Consider the following 20,622-nt stretch of genomic DNA (forward strand, 5'->3'; position numbering starts at 1 on the left):
GGTAAAATAAGAACAGCTATGAAAATATGCTTCATCACACTCGGCGATATTAAATTCATTGCCACCATGAAAAGAGCCATCGGTATGGCGGATCCGCTGTTGTCAATGGGTTGGGAAGTGGCGATCATTGTGCAGGACAGTGAAGAGAACCGAAAACGGATTGCCATGGAATGTAGTGATGCCGTAAAAGTATACTACTATCCCGAAGGTACGGCAGGGGAGGAAGTACGTACTAAAACAGCATTGGTGAATGAGATTGCACCTGATTATATTTTGTTTTGTTCTTTCAGCTTCCGCAACCGCATCTTAAAAAATAAGTTAAAGCTAAAACCCACGGTACTCATTGAACACTCAGAATTGCCATCTGGTATTCCCGATAATAAGGGCCTGCGTAAATATGCTATGCTGGCCCTGGAATACTGGTCTGTGTTATATGCTGATGGGTTGTTGTGTGCCAGTAAGTATCTCTGTAAGACATATACTAAAAGGGCCGCACAATTATTCCGCAAGCAGTTACCGGTGCTTTACTCCCCATACGCATTTAATAATGAGGTGGTAGAATCACCCCGGATCCGCTTCGAAGAATTGGCGGATACCTACAGCGGTAAAACCATGCTTATTTATATGGGTACTATGACACGCAATTATGGTTTGTTTACCATGCTGCAGGCCATGGAAATGATCAGTAAAGAACGCAAGGATGTTCACCTGCTGTTGCTGGGACAGGGGAGGCACCTGGCAGAAGCAAAGGCATTTGTGAAAGAGAAGGAGCTGGACTTGCAGGTACAGTTCCTGGGGTATACAGCGGAAGAAGAACTGAGTTCCTACTTCGCCGCTGCAGATGCTTTTATTTCTCCGTTGAATGACACGATACAGGATTGGGCCCGTTGTCCGAGTAAGATCTACATGTACATTCCTTTTAATAAACCGGTATTCACCTGCAGAATAGGGGAACCATTGGAAATATTTGGAGAGCAGGGATATTATTTTAACAACAATGCACCGACCTCACTTGCCGCACTGATCAGTCAGCTGGCTGCCGGTAAACTGGCGCCTGTAAAGGTGAATAAGGCAGCACATAGCTGGGAGAAACGAGCAGTTGATTTTACGGAATGGATCAATGGCCATTATGCTGCCAAGGTATTACGTATTGCTAACCTGTAAATGATTGCACTGTGAACTATGTTTATTATAAAGATCCGAAAGGTAATTTCGGCGATGACCTGAACGGATGGCTATGGCCGAAGTTATTTGGTGCAGGCAATATAACTGACCCGGAAGCTTTCCTGGGCATAGGTTCCATACTGTACGACAGCTCCCCGTTGTTCCGTGATCTGACGGACAAACGAAAGATTGTATTTGGTACAGGTGTAAGACCTGCTCATAAAACATTTCATCTGGATAATAGCTGGGATATCCGTTTCCTGCGCGGGCCTTTATCTGCCTATGCTTTCAATAACCAGTTTCCTTACGTAGCGGATGCTGCTTATGCTATTCGCCAACTGCCGGAGTTTGACAAATTTCTGCACGTAGAGAAAAAGCATAAAGTGAGTGTRATCCCCTATTTTAAGTCAGTGCCTTATTTCGATTGGGAGAGTTTGTGTTACCGGTTGGGGTTCAATTATATTTCACCAAGGTCTGAAAACGGCGTGGAGCATACGTTACAGGAGATCGCTTCTTCGCAGTTTGTGATTGCAGAGGCCATGCACGGCGCTATTCTGGCAGATGCACTGCGGGTGCCCTGGCATCGGTTTGTGTTGTCTACGCCACATACGGAAGGTAGCGGCGTATCAGAGTTTAAGTGGATGGACTGGCAGGCTGCCATTCAGTTATATAATATCAATGCTACCGTGGTGAAGTTGTACCGCAAATCATTTCTGCATCAGAAAATAAAATCATTCTCCGGAAACCGTATCAGTGCAGAGTTCCTGGCACCGGATATCGTGAAGGCAGACCTGTTGAAAACATTACATGGTATATCAGAATTTTATTTATCAGAAGAAGATGTGATACGGCGTATTGATAATAAGATTCATGATCATACTTTTTTATTACGCAAAGAAAAAAGCCTGGACACCTCATCGTTCATTACAACACATTAACTATGCAACAGGAATTTATATTATCAGCGGGAGAAGGGGATTTCTTTTTTGGTTTTCATGACCTGGTGGCGTGGAACTTTGCCGGCGATAAACTCCTGGCCTTGCAGTCACCTGATATTACAGTGCCGCCGGATCCCCGCGTAGCCTGTGGCATCGGCTATTTTGATGCCGCGCAACAATTTCATCAGCTGGGCAAAACATATGCTTACAATTATCCGCAGGGTGCCCGGCAGCAATGGATTGGGGATACGGATACTTTTATTGTGAACGATCGCGTGGGAGATAAGTGGGGCGCCAGGATTTATGATGCGAGTGTGGATAAGTGTGTGTCAACGCTGCCACTCCCCGCACATGTTATAACGGATGAGGGCATCGCTTTCAGCATTGATTATGCGCGACTCTTCCGTGTAGGTGGATATGGTTATACCGGACTCCCAGACAAGCAGGCGCATCTCCATGCGCCTGTGGACTCCGGCATTATAAAACATAATGTATATACGGGTGAACAGTCATTGTTGCTGTCTATCGGCACAGTGGCTAATTACAGGATGAATCCTTCGCTGGGGCAGCATCATTACATCACGCATTTATTGCTGAATCCTTCGCAGAACAGACTGGCATTTTTACACCGGTATAAATTGAAAGACGGCGGCGAAACTACGCGGCTGATGAGCATCAGTACGGATGGCAATGACCTGCGATGCCTGGCCACCGGATTTCTCAGTCACTTCGACTGGAAAGATGATACGCATATTGCTATCTGGGGCAGAACCGGCAGTGGTATTGAAAAACTGCGCGGCTCCCTTCTCTACAAAATGATGCCTGCAGGTTTGATCGCCAACGGCAAAAAGGTGTTGAAGAAATTATTATACAATGGTCAGAAGGGCGCAAAGGCGGTAGCTCCTTTTAACTGGCTGTTGCTGGAAGACGTGAACGATGCGGTCCCTGCTATGCTGGCAAAAGACATTATTACGGAAGATGGTCATCCTATGTTTTGCCCGGCCAACCGCGACTGGATGATTTGTGATACCTATCCCAATCAGCAGGGCATCCGGAAACTGTTTCTTTTTCAATATAGCACGCAACAGAAAACTACGTTGGGTACTTACCGTATGATTGATACCAAACCGGATTTGCAACTGGCAGATGTGCTGCTGGAAGGAGTAGACGAAGGAGTGTTGAAAGCATTCTCACTGGAGCAGATGGCTTTTACGCGCAGCGGATTGCATTGCGATCTGCATCCGCGCTGGAAGCGGGATGGTAGCCTGGTAGCTTTTGACTCTATTCATGAAGGTAACCGGCTCATCTATGGTTATGATGTGAGCAGTATTATTCATGCAAATAAAAATGTGTTGGTATGATAGCGATTCTGCAGCCTTTGGTGCCGCATTACAGGGAACATTTTTTTAACCGTCTGCAGGAGCAGGCGCCGTTTGACCTGTATTGTTATGATGGGGCAGATGCACTGCAGAAAAGAAACCTGGCTGCCGGTAGTACTACTATCAAACAGTTGCCAGCGTGGAGCGTAGGGCCGTTTGTGTTATATAACCCTTTGCGTTTTTTTAACCGCGACTATAAGGTGCTGGTGCTGATGCTGAACTTCGCGCATTTGTCTACCTGGATGATCCTTTTATTGAAACCTTTCCTGAAACAGAAAGTCATTCTCTGGGGGCATGGTATTTCTGTAAAAAGATATGTGCAGGAAGAACAGCAGCCCAGCCGGTTATTGAAATGGATGATGCAGCTGGCGGATGCGACCTGGTTTTATACCCCTAAAGAAATGGCGCTGTGGCAGCAGGTGATGCCGAAAATGAAGGCAGTGGCGCTGAACAATACCATTTCGGAAGTAGAAAAAATTATGCAGCAGCCTTTGCCCGACAAGGCAGCGTTGCGCGAGAAATACCAGATCCACTCAAGGCGGGTATTGATTTACTGTGCACGCTTCAACGAAACCGGTCGGCGTATAGATCTGCTGCTAAAGCTCATCGCAGAAACTGACCCCACCGAGTTTAGCTTTATCATTATCGGTGCAGGCAAATACAAACCTGACTTCAACGGCTATACGCATGTGCATGATTTTGGTGCCGTGTATGATCCGGCTATTAAGCAGGAACTGTTTGGGCTGGCGGACCTTTATTTTCAGCCGGGATGGGTGGGCCTGTCGGCGGTAGAAGCGATGGCTTATGGCAAGCCGGTATGCACCTTTAAGCGCACCGCGGAAGTATTGCAATGTGTGGAGTATAGCTATATCCGTGATGGTTACAACGGGTTGATATTTGAAAATATGGAGGAGTGCCTGTACCTGCTGGATAAGCTATCGGATGACGAGATCCATACCATGGGGCAACAGGCCAGGTGGTTTGTGCAGGAACACCTTACAATGACGGCGATGGTGGATAATGCCCTGCATTCGCTGCATACAATGAATCATTAATATCCGAATATGAATATACTTTTTATTGTTCCTTCTTATAAGCCCGCTTATGTATACGGCGGCCCCATTGTGGTGATAGCGCGGTTAGCGGAGCAACTGGTGCAAATGGGACATGCGGTGGCAGTATATACTACCACCGCCAATGGAGGGCAGGAACTGGATATCGCCGCCAATACAACCGCGATGATTGATGGCGTAAAGGTGACCTATTTTAAACGCATCACCGGTGATCATACACATGCGTCACCTGCCTTATGGAAGGCGGTGTGGAGGAATGCCAAACAGTTTGATAAAGTACATATTCATTCATGGTGGAATTTCCTGGTGCTGGGAGCTTCTTTTATCTGTAAATGGAAAAAGCTGAAACCGCTGTTGTCGCCACATGGTATGTTCTGCGATTATGTGCTTACTGCGAGGAATAACCGCATTAAACAACTGTTGCATACGCTTATGGGAAAACGATTATTGCGCAGCACCTATCTGCACGTTTCTTCTGAACTGGAATGGAAAGAGTGCCAGGAGATCAATAAGGGCTGGGAAGGTGGACAGGTGTTTAACCTGGTAGACCTGCCTGCAGGTGGTTATAGCCGTACCGACAATGATGTTTTTACGATTAGCTTTCTCTCCCGGGTAGATCCGAAGAAGGGACTGGACCTGTTGATCAGGGCGCTTTCCAGGGTGTCGTTTAAGTATAGGTTGCTGATTGCCGGTACAGGCGATGTGGCTTATGTGCAGTCTTTAAAGGAATTAATTGCTTCGCTGAATATGGATAATAGCGTCGAATGGGCAGGTTGGAAAGGCAGTGAGGATAAGTTTCATTTCCTCGCTGCCACCGACCTTTTTGCGCTCACCTCACGCAATGAAAATTTTGCTATTGTGGTGATTGAATCATTGTTTGTAGGTACGCCGGTACTGATCAGCGATCAGGTAGGACTGGCGGGCTATGTCAGCGAGCATGGTTTGGGATGGATTACCGGCATAGAAAGCGTGGATGGGATCAGCGATCAGCTCACCGCGGCGTATAAAGATAAAGTCCGGCGACAACAGATCACCCGGAAAGCGCCCGCGCAGATCCGGGATGATTTTAATGATGCCAGGCTGGCATCTTCTTATGTGGAACTATATGAAAAATGTAATTAGATGAAACTGGCTGTAGTTATACTGACTTTCAACGAATCGATACATCTGTCGCGCTGCCTGGAAAATCTCCGGCAGATCACAGATGAGCTATATGTAGTTGATGCCTTTTCTGCTGATAATACGGTAGCTATTGCCGAAAGCTATGGTGCAAAGGTTTTTCAACGTAAATGGGTCAATTATGCGGATCAGTTCCAATGGGCGCTGGAGCATTGTGGTATCACCACACCCTGGGTAATGCGTATGGATGCAGATGAGTACCTGGAGCCGGGATTGCTGCAGGAAATAAACACCCGGATGGACAGCGTTGCTGACGGAATAACGGGGATCTATATACGTAGAAAGGTATTGTTTAAAGGCAAATGGATCAGGTACGGTGGTTTCTATCCGCATACCCTGCTGAGGATCTGGCGCAATGGACTTGGCAGCATAGAACAGCGTTGGATGGATGAACATATTGTGTTGTCGGAAGGGACCACGATGTTGTTTAAAGAACATATCGTGGATGATAACCTGAACTCCATTCACTGGTGGGTGAATAAGCATAATAACTATGCGATCCGGGAAATGGTGGATTTGCTGAATATCCGGTATGGCTTCTGGCAAACAGATCAGCGGTTATTGAAGGCGGAGGGCTCACAGGCAAAGCGGAAGCGGTTCCTGAAAGAAAAAGTATATGCGGCTTTGTCGCCCGGCGCGCGTGCCTCGCTGTATTTTCTTTTCCGGTATGTGCTGCGCTACGGTTTCCTGGATGGGTATAAGGGATTTCTTTTTCACTTTATGCAGGGGTATTGGTATCGTTTACTCGTAGACGTTAATGTACAGGAGTTTCAGCAGAAGTTGCAGGGAAATGAAAGCCGGGAAGATATCATGGCATTGCTAAAACAGGATTATAACATTCATATCTGATATTATATGAAAACCAATCTCGCCGCTTTTAATACGGGTAGTTATTACGCCGGACCTAAATGGAAAGTGCTGGCCTGGTACTTTTGTAATTACTATATTCTGAACAGCGCATTTCCATGGCCATTTGCGTTGAAGCGCGGACTCCTGCGCTTATTTGGTGCACGTATAGGCAAAGGTTTGGTTATTAAAACAAGGGTGCGGATAAAGTGTCCCTGGCGCTTATCAATCGGGGATCACTGCTGGCTGGGAGAAGATGTATGGATAGATAACCTGGCAGATGTTACCATCGATGACCATGTATGTATTTCGCAGGGGGCGCTGTTACTGACAGGTAATCACGATTATAAACAACCGGATTTTCCTTACCGGCTGGGAGAAATCCACGTGGAGTCAGGCGTATGGATTGGAGCTATGGCAGTGGTTTGTGCAGGCGTTACCTGTGGGGCGCATGCGGTACTTACCGTAAATGCCGTGGCATCGAAAGACCTGGAGCCATGGTTGATTTATTCCGGTAATCCTGCGGTAGCGGTGCGCAAACGGGAAATGGTATCTCCTTCCGTGAAAGTTTTAAATGCGAGGGCTATATGAAAAGGATCTGTTTCATGCTGCTGTTAGGATGTATATGTGTGCCCGCTGCCGCACAGCGTTGGTTAACTGATTCACTGGAAGTACATGCAGGCGCCGTCGGCACAGCTGCTGCTAAAGATTATCAACCGTTATGGCTGTTGTCTAATCACTTTGGTACCATCAGTGACAGGAAAGGAGATGTGTCTATACATGCCGGCTTCAGCAAGCAGCAGGTATGGCAGGATAAATTTTATATAAAGTATGGGTTGGATGTGTATAACAACAATCATTTCAACAGTACTTTCCTGGAACAGGGGTATGTAAAGGCAGGATATAAACATTGGGAGATTCGCGGTGGCAAGTACGAAGAAATTATCGGAGAGGTAGATAAAGATTTGAGTAGCGGCTCTATGGGGATCAGTGGTAATGCGCTGCCCATTCCTAAAATCGGGATAGCGGTAACGGAGTACACCCCAGTACCATTCACCAATGGCTGGCTGCAGTTCAAAGGCTTGCTGAGTCATGGCTGGATGGGGAAAGACCAGTTTATTAAAAATGCTTATCTGCATGAAAAGAATTTCTATCTCCGGATAGGAAGAAACAAACTCAAATTATATGGGGGTATACAGCACTATGCGGTATGGGGTGGCAGCCGGAAGGACTTACCTACTATTACCAATAACTGGCAGGGGTTTATGGATGTGCTGCTGGTGAAAACGAAAGATGATGGTACCGTGGGCAATACAGATATACAACCCAACAGACCTGGCGATCACCGGGGCATTATAGAAGGTGGTATTGACTGGGAAAATGATCAGCTGGCATTACACCTGTATAATCAAACCCCCTTTGAATCAGGACAGGGTATTGATATCCGCAACATTGACCGGCTATTGGGCATTGCATATACCAATAAACGAGCCGGCAGCTGGCTGGAGAAGATCAACGCGGAATTTATTTACACCAAACAATCCAATGATTTCTTTTTGCTGCGTTTGCGGGAAAGCTATTATAACAACGGCGTATACCTGACAGGATGGGATTATCATGAACGTATTGTAGGTACGCCTTTATTTATTGACCGTAACAGGGGACAGCAATATTTCCCGGAAATGAAACCACTGAACTGGGATGCGCCAAAAGATTCACTCCGGGGGCGGGGAGGAAACATTATCAATAACCGCGTAGTAGGCGGACATATCGGTTTGCTTTATCATCTCACAAAAAAAATAACGGGCAAAACATTGATCACCTACACGCAAAATTATGGGACATATACCAATCCCGCGCTTTTTACACCGATGAAAAGGCAATGGTATACACTGGAAGAACTGCATTACCGGTTGTCGGAAAAGGGTATTACGCTCACCTTCTCGGTGGCTTTAGATCATGGGGATCTGACTAATAACACAGGATGTATGCTGGGAGTGCTATGGAACTGGAAGAAATAAGATTTAAAAATAACGTATATGGGTAAACGAATATTACTGATAGGCGGCAATTTTTCACCGGAGCCAACGGGGATAGGAAAGTATAATGGTGAAATGATCAGCTGGCTGGCAGATAACGGATACGACTGCACGGTAATTACTACCTATCCCTATTACCCGCAATGGCAGGTGCAGCCGCCTTATAATCGCGTCAGGAACTGGTTTAAAAAAGAAGTGACAGGAAAGATAACAATATACAGATGTCCGCAGTATGTGCCGGCTATACCATCCGGGAAGAAGAGAATGCTGCAGGATGCTTCTTTTGCCGCTGCTGCTTTTGTAAAAGTAATGCAGCTGGTATGGCAGAGGAAGTTCGATGTGGTAATTACCGTAGCGCCGCCATTTCACCTGGGACTGCTGGCGGTGCTGTACAAAAAACTGCGGGGCGCTACATTTGTGTATCATGTGCAGGACCTGCAAATTGAGGCTGCGAGGGATTTACAGATGATTAAATCAAAGCGGCTGATCGGGTGGCTGTTGAAACTGGAAAGGATGATTCTGCGCAGGGCAGATCATGTAAGCAGCATAGCGGATGGGATGATCCGGAAGATAAGTGATAAGACGGGAGGAGAAGTATTGCTTTTTCCTAACTGGGTAGATGTAGCCAGGTTCTATCCACTAACAGATAAGGGCGCGCTGAAAGAAGCTTTTGGTTTTTCTGCTGCGGATAAAATTGTGTTGTATTCCGGTGCTATCGGCGAAAAGCAGGGACTGGAAGCATTGTTGCATGCAGCGGCCGCCTGGCAGCATCAGCCGGAGATGCGCTTTCTGATCTGTGGCTCCGGGCCCTATAAGGTACGGCTGGAGCAGCTGGCGGAACAGCTACAACTAAAGAATACCGTATTCCTGCCGCTTCAACCGGCTGCGCAGTTTAATAATTTTCTGAACATGGCAGATGTACACCTGGTCATACAAAAGGCGCATGCCAGCGACCTGGTGATGCCATCCAAACTGACCACCATATTGGCGGTAGGTGGTATTGCCCTGATTACCGCCAACAGTGGTACGGGTTTACATGAGCTGGTGAGCCGTCATAATATGGGTATACTGGTGGATGCGGAAAACCAGGAAGCCCTGCAATCGGGCATTGGCAGGGCGGTGTGGGATAACACTGCCGACATTGCCACAAATGCACGCGCCTACGCAGCAACGCATCTTTCTGTTTCGGGAGTGATGACGCGCTTTAAAGAACAGGTGGCGTAGCGATTTTATAGAACAACCATATTCTTTTTTATGCTGAACCGGTATCTTAAAATTTGCAGTATCCAGCTAATTGCGCTGGACTTTATTTGTTTGAATGTGTTGTTTTTCCTCAGCAGCTCCTGGTTGCAGCGATATGATCGCATGCAGGATATTAATGTGGATATTTTCCTGGTAGTGTCTAATCTATCCTGGATGGTGGCACTGTATACCACAGGCATTTATTTTCTCAGTCAGCAACTGGCATTTGATCGTATTGCGCGGAAAACGGTGCAGAGCATTCTGCTGTATCTGTTGTTATTATTGCTGTTTTTATTTCTATCCAAGCAATTATACTCCCGCCTGTTTATTCTTATTTACTGTACCGGTTTTATTACGATGGTATTATTAGGACGCTGGCTTTTTTACCGGGTCACCAGTCATATTCTGCATCGAACAGGTGTGGAAAAAAAAGTGGTGATACTGGGCTATAACGAGCTGTCAAAACAATTGGCGGGTCAACTACTCGAAGATAACAGCAACCTGAAATTTGAGGGTTATTTTGAAGAATACAGCAATGTGCATGAGTTGTCGTACTACCCGGTGATCGGCAACCTGGAAGCATGTGTGCCTTATGCACAATCCAACAACATCCGCGAGATCTATTCTACGTTGTCGCCGGAAAAATTTCCTTACCTGTATACATTGGCCAGGGAGGCCGAAATGAACCTGATCCATTTCCGGTTTGTACCGGACTTCAAACTGTTTGTGAACCGGCAGATCTTTGTGGATTACTTCAACAACATTCCCATTATTTCTTTGCGTGCAGAGCCGCTGGATGATATTGCCAACCGGATCCGTAAGCGGGTATTTGATATTGTATTCAGCAGCCTGGTGATCCTGTTTATATTAACCTGGCTGATCCCCTTGCTGGCGTTGCTGATTAAACTCGAATCCAGGGGACCGGTGTTTTTTATACAGTATCGTACAGGTCGTAATAACATGAATTTTCCCTGCCTGAAACTGCGGAGTATGTATGTAAACAATGACGCCAACTCCAAACAGGCTACCCGTCATGATAGCCGCTTTACCAGGATCGGGCGTATTTTGCGTAAAACTAATCTCGATGAAATGCCACAGTTCCTGAATGTGTGGATGGGAGATATGTCGATTGTAGGTCCACGGCCTCATATGTTACGCCACACGGAAGAGTTTTCCCGTGTCATTCAGCAGTATATGATCCGTCATTTTCTGAAACCCGGCATCACCGGCTGGGCGCAGGTAAGCGGGTTGCGCGGGGAAATCACAGAAGAATCACACCTGCGTAGAAGAATTGAACACGATATCTGGTATATGGAAAACTGGTCGGTATACCTGGATCTGCGCATTATATTTTTAACGATCCGGAATACCGTGAAAGGAGATGATAATGCGTTCTGATCATGGATGACGGCCATGGTATGGTTTGTGTGATTTGATGGAGGTTACCTCATCATTAAATCACGCGAACCATGGCAAAGAAAAAAAGTACTACTACCACCGGAAAACTCAGTAAGAAAATAGAAAACCTTGCTCCTCATACAGAAGAGGGTGTTGACCAGTTTCTGACTACTAACCAGGGGCTTCGTATTAACGATAACCAGAACTCGCTTAAAGCGGGAGAACGGGGCGCTACCTTACTGGAAGATTTTATTTTAAGGGAGAAAATTACCCACTTTGACCATGAGCGTATACCGGAAAGAATTGTGCATGCCCGTGGAGAGGGTGCACATGGCTATTTCCAGGTATATGAATCTATGGCGAAATATACCAAAGCAGGTTTCCTGCAGGACCCCGGCAAACAAACGCCTGTGTTTGTTCGCTTTTCTACCGTAGCTGGTTCCCGCGGATCTAGTGACCTGGCCCGTGATGTGCGTGGCTTTGCAGTAAAGTTTTATACAGACGAAGGGAACTATGATTTAGTAGGTAATAATGTGCCGGTGTTTTTTATACAGGATGCTATGAAATTTCCTGATTTTGTACACGCCGTGAAACCGGAGCCACACAATGAAATACCACAGGCAGCTTCTGCGCATGATACCTTCTGGGATTTTGTGTCTATTGCGCCGGAAAGCATGCATATGATTATGTGGGTGATGAGCGACCGCGCTATTCCCCGTAGTCTGCGGATGATGGAAGGTTTTGGTGTACATACTTTTCGTTTGATCAATGCAGCCGGTAAATCCAGCTTCGTGAAATTTCATTGGAAACCTATACTAGGTGTACATTCCGTTGCCTGGGAAGAAGCACAGCAGATATCTGGAAAAGATCCTGATTTTCATCGCCGTGATTTATGGAATGCTATTGAAGCGGGTGCTTATCCGGAGTGGGAGCTGGGTGTACAGATCGTGGCAGAAAAAGATGAGCATAAATTTCCATTCGATTTACTGGATCCAACTAAATTAATTCCAGAGGAAGTGGTGCCGGTAATACGTATTGGTAAAATGGTGCTGAACCGCAACCCGGATAACTTCTTCGCAGAAACCGAGCAGGTAGCTTTTCACCCCGGACACCTGGTGCCGGGTATTGACTTTACCAACGATCCGTTGTTACAGGGCCGGTTATTTTCTTATACAGATACACAGTTGTCGCGTTTAGGTAGCCCTAATTTTCATGAGATTCCCATTAACAGGCCTGTTTCACCGGTACATAATAATCAGCGGGACGGCCATATGCGCCAGACCATCAATCGCGGAGAAACGGCCTACGAACCCAACACCATCAGCAATGGTTGTCCTTTCCAGGCAAAGGCAAAGGAGGGCGGTTTTACTGCTTATGAAGAAAGAATAGATGCCAGGAAGATTCGTGGCCGCAGTGAGAGTTTCTTCGATCACTTCAGCCAGGCTACCTTGTTTTACAACAGTCAGTCTGAGGTAGAAAAAAATCATATTGTTAATGCGCTGCGTTTTGAACTGGGTAAGGTAACGCGGCCAGACATACGCGTTCGGATGATAGGATTATTAACGCAGGTGGATACTTCGCTGGCTGCCCGTGTAGCGGAGGGATTGGGTATAAAAGTGCCTGCCAAACCGGAATTGCCTATGAACCAGGTGCGGCCCGCAGATGCAGACGTAAAGAAATATGAACCCCGGACTGTAAAGCAGCAGATCGCTGCTTCACCTGCGCTGAGTATGGCCAATACGGTAAAGAATACGATTGTGTCGAGGCAGGTGGCCTTCCTGGTGGCTGATGGTGTTTCCGGGGCAGATGTGAATAAAATGAAAGCTGACCTGTTGGCAGCAGGCGCCCAGGTACAACTGATAGCGCCCTGGTTGGGAAAAATAAAGGGGATAGACGGGGAGGCAGATCAGTCTTTCCTGGGGGCAGCTTCTGTATTATTCGATGCCGTGTATATTCCCGGTGGGGCTACCAGTGCAGCCACCCTGAAAAATGATGCCACTGCCCTGCATTTCGTCAATGAAGCATTTAAGCATTGCAAGGCAATTGCCGTAAGTGGGGAAGGCATAGATGTGCTTAGGGAGACCTATCTGCCTGATGGTAAAAAAGAACCTGGCCTGTTGATAAATGCAGGCAGCAAGGATTTTATTAAAGCCATTGCGCAACATCGTTTTTGGGAAAGGGAAACCGGCCCGGGTATTCCCGCATAATGCTCCATTATTTTATTTATCAAATGGCAAACTAAAAGCTGGCAGCTAATGGCTAACAGCTGTAACAAAAAATTCCTATGGACATAAAAGCCATTATTACAGGTAGTACCGGAATGGTGGGAGAAGGTGTATTGCATGAGTGTTTACAGCATCCGGAAGTAAAGGAAGTGCTGGTGATTAACYGGAAACCTTGTGGGGTGAAGCATCCTAAGCTGAAGGAAATTATTCATAGCAACTTCTTTGACATGCTGCCGGTGGCGGCAAAGTTGCATGATTATAACGCGTGTTATTTCTGCCTAGGTGTGTCTTCAGTAGGAATGAAAGCCGATGCATACGAACACGCTACCTATGACCTGACCATGGAAGTGGCGAAGACATTGGCCACCATGAATTCGGATATGGTTTTTTGTTATGTGTCAGGAGCAGGAACTGACGGTAAAAGTAGGTGGGCAAAGATCAAGAAACGGACGGAGAATGATTTACAGCGCCTGCCCTTTAAGGCCGCCTATATGTTCCGCCCTGGCTATATGCAGCCTACAAAAGGACTACAGTATACGCAGCCATATTATAAATATATGAGTTGGTTATACCCGGTATTAAGACAGTTTTTTCCGCAGGGTGTATCGACCCTGGCGGAGTTGGGCCTGGCCATGATAAACGTTACCAGGTACGGCTTTCCGAAGAAGGTGCTGGAAGTAAAAGATATCGTGATATTGGCGCATCGGCCATAAAATATTGGTAACCTTCGGGATAGCGGTTTACTTTATATGCGTTTCGACATGTATCTTTGCGACTTGTTACTTTAACAGTGTAACAGTTGTAGGTTATGAGATGACTGGAATAATCCTATCCCGGGTCCAAATAAAAAAGGCGGTGCGTAAGCGCCGCCTTTTTGTTTTTCTGCTACCACCGACTGAAGAAGCGCTGCTATGGCTGGTTCCGGCCTCCATATCCGAAACTCATCCCCGCATCAAGTCCACCTCTGCTGCGGTGCTTCTATATGTACTTAGCGGGTGTCAGGCATAGCATCGATATCCGTGATGCAGGCTTTAAGGCAGTTGCCAGGCGTAGATCTGTAACATTCTTCCTTATAGATTGACTAAATTTACGCTATCCCCCAAGTTGCCATTTTACCTGAAGACAGGCGTAGTTGTGAAATTCCAACTAATTTTTAGGTTATCTCTTGAAAAATTAGTTACTTCACGTTAAATTGACGCAAACAAAACATGAAGGCCTTTCACGAGTATAAAAACCCCTCCCTGGCGGTAGACCTGGTGGTATTTGGGTACCACGACAATACCCTGTCCGTATTGCTGTTAAACCGCAAGGAGGAACCATTTAAAGACTGCTGGACCTTACCCGGCGGCTTTCTGCAAATGGAAGAAACCTTCCTCAGCACCTGCTCACGTATTCTGCAAACAAAGCTGGGAATGGATGAGGTATTTCTGGAACAACTGTATTCTTTTGATGCGCCAGACAGAGATCCAAGAGGACGTGTAATTGCAGTGGGGTATTATGCACTCATTAACCCGGCTAAATTCCAGGTAGTAGCCGGCAGCATGGCCAATGATGTAAAATGGTTTAACGTAAGAAAGCTGCCCACACTGGGCTTTGATCATAAACAGATTTTCCGTCAGGCCCTGCAACGTCTGAAATCAAAGATACTCTACCACCCGGTGGGCTTTGAATTGTTGGATGACCTGTTCACCATTACTGAGCTGCATGAACTATATGAATGTATTCTGCAAACCACGATCGACCGGCGCAATTTCCGCAGAAAAATTTTAGATGCAGAATATATCATCAACACCGGCATGAAACGGGAAGGCCTGAAAAACAGGCATCCCGAACTGTATAAGTTCAACAAGCAATTAAAGAAGAATAATTTCCAGATTAATGTTCCCACAGAATCATAATTTTTATGGAAAAGCAAGTATATACTCCCGGCATCTTCACTGTGAAGAATTTTCTTTCCCTGGCAGAATGCACCGCCCTCATAGAAAAAAGTGAAGCCATAGGATACGAGGAAGCCACTGTAGACGTGGGTAATGGCGTGCAACGCATGATAAAAGGTGTACGAAATAATGAACGGGTATTGTATAAGGACGATGCTTATGCTACCTTTATCTGGGAACGGCTGAAGGATTTTGCCCCGGAAGGGACAGATAACCGAAGCGCGGTTGGTTTGAACGAATTGTTCCGGTTTTATAAATACAGCCCGGGACAACGCTTTAAAATGCACAAGGACGGCAGCTTTGAGCGGAATCGTTTTGAAGCCAGCCAGTATACTTTTATGATCTATCTGAACGAAGCCTATACCGGCGGGGAAACCATTTTTGCTTCCGGAGAAATTATTCGCCCGGAAACAGGTACCGCCCTGATCTTTCATCACCCGCTACGGCATGAAGGTGCATTGCTTACCGCCGGTGTGAAATATGTGCTGAGGACGGATATTATGTACAAATAAATTAGAACATGCCCGCAACCTACGTTATAGGTGACATACACGGTGCGCTGAAAGCTCTGAAACAGCTGATAGCGCGGATCGCACCAACAGAAGAGGATACATTGATTTTTTTAGGAGATTATGTGGATGGCTGGTCTGAGTCGGCAGAAGTACTCAGCTATCTGATGGAACTGGAGCAAAAGTACCGCTGCATTTTTATTAAAGGAAATCATGACGCCTGGTGCGAATCCTGGCTGCACGGTATTATGCCGGATGCCTCCTGGCTGAGGAATGGAGGACAAGCCACCGTAGAAAGCTTCAACAAATTATCGGAGGCTGGTTTACTTTGTCACACCGCCTTCCTGGAACGGATGCTGCTGTATCATACAGATGATAAAAACCGTTTGTTTATTCATGCAGGATTTACGTCTACCCATGGCCCCGCGTATGAAAGGTTTGAACCATCGCTTTACTGGGACAGAAGTTTCTGGGAACTGGCACTCGCCGTAGACCCGCGTATTCCTAAAGGCTCGCTGCGATATCCCAAAAGATTAGCCCTTTTCAATGAGGTTTATATCGGTCATACTCCCAGTGTAAATTACGGAGAAGATATGCCCATGATTGCCGCCAACGTACATAATGTAGATACCGGCGCTGCCTTTATGGGAAAGATTTCTGCCATGAATATTGATACCAAGGAAGTGTGGCAGAGTGATATGGTGTATACCCTGTATCCAAATGAAAAAGGCCGGAACGTCTAAGATTGAAATAAGCATTGAAGATGAAAGACTTTACTTACAAATGCGCCTGTTGCGGACAGGAATATGATGAAATGCCTTTATGCTTTGGCGGCGAATTTCCCGATTACTATTTTTCCATTCCTCCCGAAGAACGGGAAAATAGAATCAAGATGACAGAAAGCCTTTGTGCAATAGACGATACCCATTTTTTTCACCGTGGCCGTATCACCATCCCCATCAACGATCACAAAGAAGATTTGCTCTTCGACGTATGGACCAGCATCAGCGAAGCAAATTTCTACAAAAGAGATGAAATGTGGGAAGATCCGCAGCGAATCCATAACGACCCTTACTTTGGCTGGCTGCAGACCATTGTTCCCGGATATGAGCACACGCTTAACATTAAGACAATGGCCTATGAAAGCGAAATGGGAATGATACCTGCCATTAAAGTAATAGAAGAGCATCACCCGTTGACGCTGGATCAGGAAAATGGAATCAGTTTTGAAGAGGCGAAGAAAAGAGTAGACGATATTTTAAAACAATTTCACCAGTAATATCGTTGTTTTCTATCCGGTAAACCTACTAAAAAGATGTCTTCAACCTACGTTATTGGTGATATCCATGGGGGATTGAGAGCCCTGCAACAGGTGATTGCACAGCTGGCATTGCAGGAAAACGACCAATTGATTTTTTTAGGAGATTATGTGAATGGCTGGTCTGACTCCGCCGCAGTAATCACTTACCTGATGGCGCTGGAACTGGAACATGCCTGTATTTTCATTAAAGGAAATCACGATGAGTGGTGTGAATCCTGGCTCAAAGGAACCATACCCGATTATAAAAGCTTAAAGAACGGGCATCTGGCCACCATCGCCAGCTATCATCCCTTATCTGCTACAGAAAAGGCACAGCACATCGCCTTCTTTTCTAACATGAAAGATTTCCATGTAGATAATAAGAACCGGTTATTTATTCATTCCGGATTTTCGGCTACACCAGGTACCATCCCTTTTAGTTCCGCTATGTATAAAGACAGATCGCTGTGGGAGATGGCCCTTACCATGGATGAGCGGGTGATATCGCATCCTGAATTATATCCGAAGAAGCTACTCCAGTTTCATGAAATTTATATCGGGCATACACCTACGCTGATTTATGAAGAAAGCATGCCTATGAAAGCCTGCAACGTGTATAATGTGGATACCGGGGCAGCCTATAAAGGGAAGCTTTCTGCCATGAATATAGATACGAAACGGGTATGGCAGAGCGATTGGGTACAGTTGTTATATCCGGACGAAAAAGGCCGGAACGCTTRGGTGTACCCCCTTCGCATTCCGGCGCTTTAAACTTGAAGACAACTTCTTATTGAATCACTTCCTGCATTCCCTGCATGCCTGCGCCCATATTCTTTCTCTTAAACAAACTGGCGTCTATTTTACCAAATCTGTAAGCAAAGTTCAGGCGGATCATCTGAGGATCTTTTAAGCGACTGTAATATTGTGTGAAATAAGGACTTTCAGAATACTGATCAGACCAGCGGGTTCTGAAAATGTCATTGATACTTAAAGTAACGGATGCTGCATTGTTTTTCAGGAAGCTCTTCTTAATGGCAGCATCTACACCATAGAAAGAAGCAATATAACCCTGTGAAGCATTCTGTGACTGCTGCATAGGAGGGCCCGCCTGTACGTTTTTATTATCGTTTACCGGCAGATTGGTTTTAGACTGGTAAGTGCCGGTCAGTTGTATTTCAAAATTTGCCGGCAGCTTAAAGCTGTTATTGATCTTTCCAAACCAGCTCCAGAGCGCATCCTGCGACTGGCTAACATTGTTGGTGTTGATCTTCGAATTGTAAATATTCACGTTTGTCGTCATTGTCCACCATTTAGCGATGGTATTCATCGACGTGACTTCCGCACCGGCAGAGTAGCTGGAATTGGCATTGATATACGTGTTTACCAGCAATTCCTGTCCGCTTACCGGATCGGTTTCTTTAGTCAGGTAGCGGGTAATCAGGTTGTTGGTATGTCTGTAGTAGAGAGATCCCAGTAAAGTATTGTTGCCCTTGAACGTTTTCAGGTACGACAGTTCCAATGAAGTGGTGAACTCCGGTACCAGGCCTGGATTACCTTTGGTGATATTCAGTTTATCGGTAGAATCCGTGAATGGTATCAGCTGGAAGAAGTTGGGACGGTTAATCCGGCGTGTAAAGCTCAACTGCAGTTCCTGGTCGTGTTTCAGCTTCTGGCTTAAAAACAGGGATGGGAATAAGCTGATCGGGTAGTTATTACTGAAATGCTGGCCGTTGTTCAGCAGATCACCGGTGTAGTTGGAACTTTCCGCACGCAGACCTACCTTATAACCAAAATTCCGGATGCTGTTGGATACGCTGGCATATGCCGCATATACGTTATCGCTGTTTTTGTAATTATTGGATGCCGCAGGAATCAGTACGTACTTACCGGTTGCCGGGTCGAACATGGAGTTGTCGAATTTACTCTTCGTTGTACGGATAGAGGCTCTCAACCCTGTTTCCAGTTTCAGCTTACCGGAAAATGGTTTTACATAATCTGTTTGCAGCGTCATGAAGCTCACAGACCCTCCGCCCAGGATTTGCTGGATATCGCTGCCGGTAATTTTGTTGTTGCTGTAGCGATCCGTTCTGTAGTCGGAGTTGTTATTACTTTTACCACCAAAATAGTTGAAGTCGGCGGTCAGTTCTTCTCCTTCTTTAGGGAACAGGTGTTTCATGCCCAGTACCAGTCCGTTTGCATTGAACTTGTTGTGGGAAGAGGAGTTACGCTGACTGAAGCCCGGGATGGAACCGGTTTTACCGAGTGTATCGCTGTTAATATCAATTCTTTCGGTAGGGTTCATCTCACCGTGTACTTTGATACCGGCAATAGAGAGGGTGGTGCGGTTGGTCACAAACCAGTCCATGCCCAGCTTACCAAAAAGGAAGCCCCCATTGGTTTTGTTGCTGTTATACTGGTTAATCATGGTAGCAGGTACATCAGCGAAGTTATTACGCTCAGTAGTACCCGTAGTGCGTCCTTTCATCTGGTTACCCATTACGCTGGCGGTAATATTTACCTTGTCCTGGCGCAGGTTAAAGTCGCCACCGCCATTCAGGGCGCCACGTTTATCCACACCAGCGCGGAGGTTACCGTTGTATCCGGTTTTACGGTTCTTTTTCAGTACAATATTCAGAATACCGGCGCTACCACCGGAGGCATCGTATTTGGCGGAAGGGTTGGTAATGACTTCCACATTTTCGATGGCATCTGCCGGAATCTGTTCCAGGGTCAGGGTGGTAGGGCGGCCATCGATGTAAAGTTGTGGTGCGCTGTTACGCAGGGTCACATTACCATCGATATCCACATTTACAGACGGTACATTTTTCATGACATCGAGGGCAGTACCGCCTGCGCTGACGATGTTTTTTTCCACGTTAAATACCTTTTTATCGATATCCATCTGCATCAGTGGCTTGGTACCGGCTACGGTTACCCCTTGTAGCTGGGTGGTACTAACGGCCAGTTTAATGTTGCCGAGGTCTTTTTCAAAGGGAGGAAAGCTAACTGCCTGCTCCACCGTTTTGTACCCGGTAGCGGTGATTCTCAGCTTCAGGGGGCCTCTGGCTGGCAAGTCTTCCAGGCTGAATTCACCATTACCTTTGGTGAGTGCGCCTTTCAGCAGTTTTTCCTTCATTTTTTTGGTCGCGGTGTCCATACGGTTTTGCAGCACGATAACGGAGGCATAGTTAACAGGTTTTCCATCGGGGTCGATAACTTTTCCATAAACATGCCCACTCATGCCCATCGGCATTCTGCCGGCAGCTCCGCCCGGAGCTTGCGCCCAGGTACTCATTGAAAGCAAAAACAGGGTGATAAACAAATAAATCTTTTGCATTTTATTATAAATTCAGATGCTGCAAAAGTATATCGCCGTAATGGATTATATAAATG

At 46.2% G+C, this 20,622-nt stretch carries 18 protein-coding genes; 17 read left to right on the plus strand and 1 reads right to left on the minus strand.

Annotated features, from left to right (window positions below; all coding sequences use genetic code 11):
- The first annotated feature begins 18 nt into the window (after nucleotides 1-18).
- From AC1DP6_RS05990 to AC1DP6_RS06070, 17 genes are all read left to right on the plus strand, one after another.
- A complete protein-coding gene (locus AC1DP6_RS05990; RefSeq protein ID WP_477054006.1) occupies nucleotides 19-1,164 on the plus strand; it encodes a glycosyltransferase family 4 protein in 1,146 nt (381 codons plus the stop codon).
- A gap of 11 nt (nucleotides 1,165-1,175) precedes the next feature.
- The gene (locus tag AC1DP6_RS05995) at nucleotides 1,176-2,102 is read left to right on the plus strand and encodes a polysaccharide pyruvyl transferase family protein (protein WP_477054007.1); all 927 of its coding nucleotides are present in this window, start codon (nucleotides 1,176-1,178) and stop codon (nucleotides 2,100-2,102) included.
- A 2-nt stretch (nucleotides 2,103-2,104) separates the two neighbouring features.
- Nucleotides 2,105-3,463: a hypothetical protein gene (locus AC1DP6_RS06000; protein WP_477054008.1), complete on the plus strand. Its 1,359-nt coding sequence runs from the start codon at nucleotides 2,105-2,107 to the stop codon at nucleotides 3,461-3,463.
- Nucleotides 3,460-4,536 (plus strand): glycosyltransferase, encoded by a 1,077-nt coding sequence (locus AC1DP6_RS06005; protein WP_477054009.1) that lies wholly within the window; start codon nucleotides 3,460-3,462, stop codon nucleotides 4,534-4,536. Before AC1DP6_RS06000 ends, AC1DP6_RS06005 begins: the two co-directional genes overlap by 4 nt.
- Before the next feature lie 9 nt (nucleotides 4,537-4,545).
- Entirely contained in the window at nucleotides 4,546-5,676 is a 1,131-nt protein-coding gene (locus AC1DP6_RS06010) for an XrtY-associated glycosyltransferase XYAG1 (RefSeq protein ID WP_477054010.1), read from the plus strand.
- Complete coding sequence (locus AC1DP6_RS06015; protein WP_477054011.1) at nucleotides 5,677-6,582, plus strand: glycosyltransferase family 2 protein; 906 nt, start codon at nucleotides 5,677-5,679, stop codon at nucleotides 6,580-6,582.
- A 6-nt stretch (nucleotides 6,583-6,588) separates the two neighbouring features.
- A complete protein-coding gene (locus AC1DP6_RS06020) occupies nucleotides 6,589-7,170 on the plus strand; it encodes a WcaF family extracellular polysaccharide biosynthesis acetyltransferase (protein WP_477054012.1) in 582 nt (193 codons plus the stop codon).
- On the plus strand, nucleotides 7,167-8,600 hold the full coding sequence (locus AC1DP6_RS06025; RefSeq protein WP_477054013.1) for a capsule assembly Wzi family protein: 1,434 nt from the start codon (nucleotides 7,167-7,169) through the stop codon (nucleotides 8,598-8,600). Before AC1DP6_RS06020 ends, AC1DP6_RS06025 begins: the two co-directional genes overlap by 4 nt.
- An 18-nt stretch (nucleotides 8,601-8,618) precedes the next feature.
- Nucleotides 8,619-9,842 carry a WcaI family glycosyltransferase gene (locus AC1DP6_RS06030; protein WP_477054014.1) on the plus strand — a complete coding sequence of 408 codons (1,224 nt, stop codon included), beginning with the start codon at nucleotides 8,619-8,621 and terminating at the stop codon, nucleotides 9,840-9,842.
- Nucleotides 9,843-9,872: 30 nt separating this feature from the next.
- The gene (locus AC1DP6_RS06035; RefSeq protein WP_477021909.1) at nucleotides 9,873-11,258 is read left to right on the plus strand and encodes an undecaprenyl-phosphate glucose phosphotransferase; all 1,386 of its coding nucleotides are present in this window, start codon (nucleotides 9,873-9,875) and stop codon (nucleotides 11,256-11,258) included.
- A gap of 71 nt (nucleotides 11,259-11,329) precedes the next feature.
- Nucleotides 11,330-13,465 (plus strand): catalase, encoded by a 2,136-nt coding sequence (locus tag AC1DP6_RS06040; protein ID WP_477054015.1) that lies wholly within the window; start codon nucleotides 11,330-11,332, stop codon nucleotides 13,463-13,465.
- A gap of 77 nt (nucleotides 13,466-13,542) precedes the next feature.
- The gene (locus tag AC1DP6_RS06045) at nucleotides 13,543-14,196 is read left to right on the plus strand and encodes a Rossmann-fold NAD(P)-binding domain-containing protein (RefSeq protein ID WP_477054016.1); all 654 of its coding nucleotides are present in this window, start codon (nucleotides 13,543-13,545) and stop codon (nucleotides 14,194-14,196) included.
- A gap of 495 nt (nucleotides 14,197-14,691) precedes the next feature.
- Complete coding sequence (locus tag AC1DP6_RS06050; protein ID WP_477054017.1) at nucleotides 14,692-15,381, plus strand: NUDIX hydrolase; 690 nt, start codon at nucleotides 14,692-14,694, stop codon at nucleotides 15,379-15,381.
- 5 nt (nucleotides 15,382-15,386) lie between these two features.
- Nucleotides 15,387-15,932: a 2OG-Fe(II) oxygenase gene (locus AC1DP6_RS06055; protein WP_477054018.1), complete on the plus strand. Its 546-nt coding sequence runs from the start codon at nucleotides 15,387-15,389 to the stop codon at nucleotides 15,930-15,932.
- 8 nt (nucleotides 15,933-15,940) lie between these two features.
- The gene (locus AC1DP6_RS06060) at nucleotides 15,941-16,672 is read left to right on the plus strand and encodes a metallophosphoesterase family protein (RefSeq protein WP_477054019.1); all 732 of its coding nucleotides are present in this window, start codon (nucleotides 15,941-15,943) and stop codon (nucleotides 16,670-16,672) included.
- 20 nt (nucleotides 16,673-16,692) lie between these two features.
- A complete protein-coding gene (locus AC1DP6_RS06065) occupies nucleotides 16,693-17,208 on the plus strand; it encodes a DUF2199 domain-containing protein (protein ID WP_477054020.1) in 516 nt (171 codons plus the stop codon).
- Nucleotides 17,209-17,244: 36 nt separating this feature from the next.
- On the plus strand, nucleotides 17,245-18,000 hold the full coding sequence (locus AC1DP6_RS06070) for a metallophosphoesterase family protein (protein WP_477054021.1): 756 nt from the start codon (nucleotides 17,245-17,247) through the stop codon (nucleotides 17,998-18,000).
- A 16-nt stretch (nucleotides 18,001-18,016) separates the two neighbouring features.
- Here AC1DP6_RS06070 and AC1DP6_RS06075 read toward each other — a convergent pair whose 3' ends face one another.
- Nucleotides 18,017-20,566 carry a TonB-dependent receptor gene (locus AC1DP6_RS06075; RefSeq protein WP_477054022.1) on the minus strand — a complete coding sequence of 850 codons (2,550 nt, stop codon included), beginning with the start codon at nucleotides 20,564-20,566 and terminating at the stop codon, nucleotides 18,017-18,019.
- Nucleotides 20,567-20,622 lie beyond the last annotated feature (56 nt).

Source organism: Chitinophaga sp. 01L420 (genome assembly GCF_056399985.1).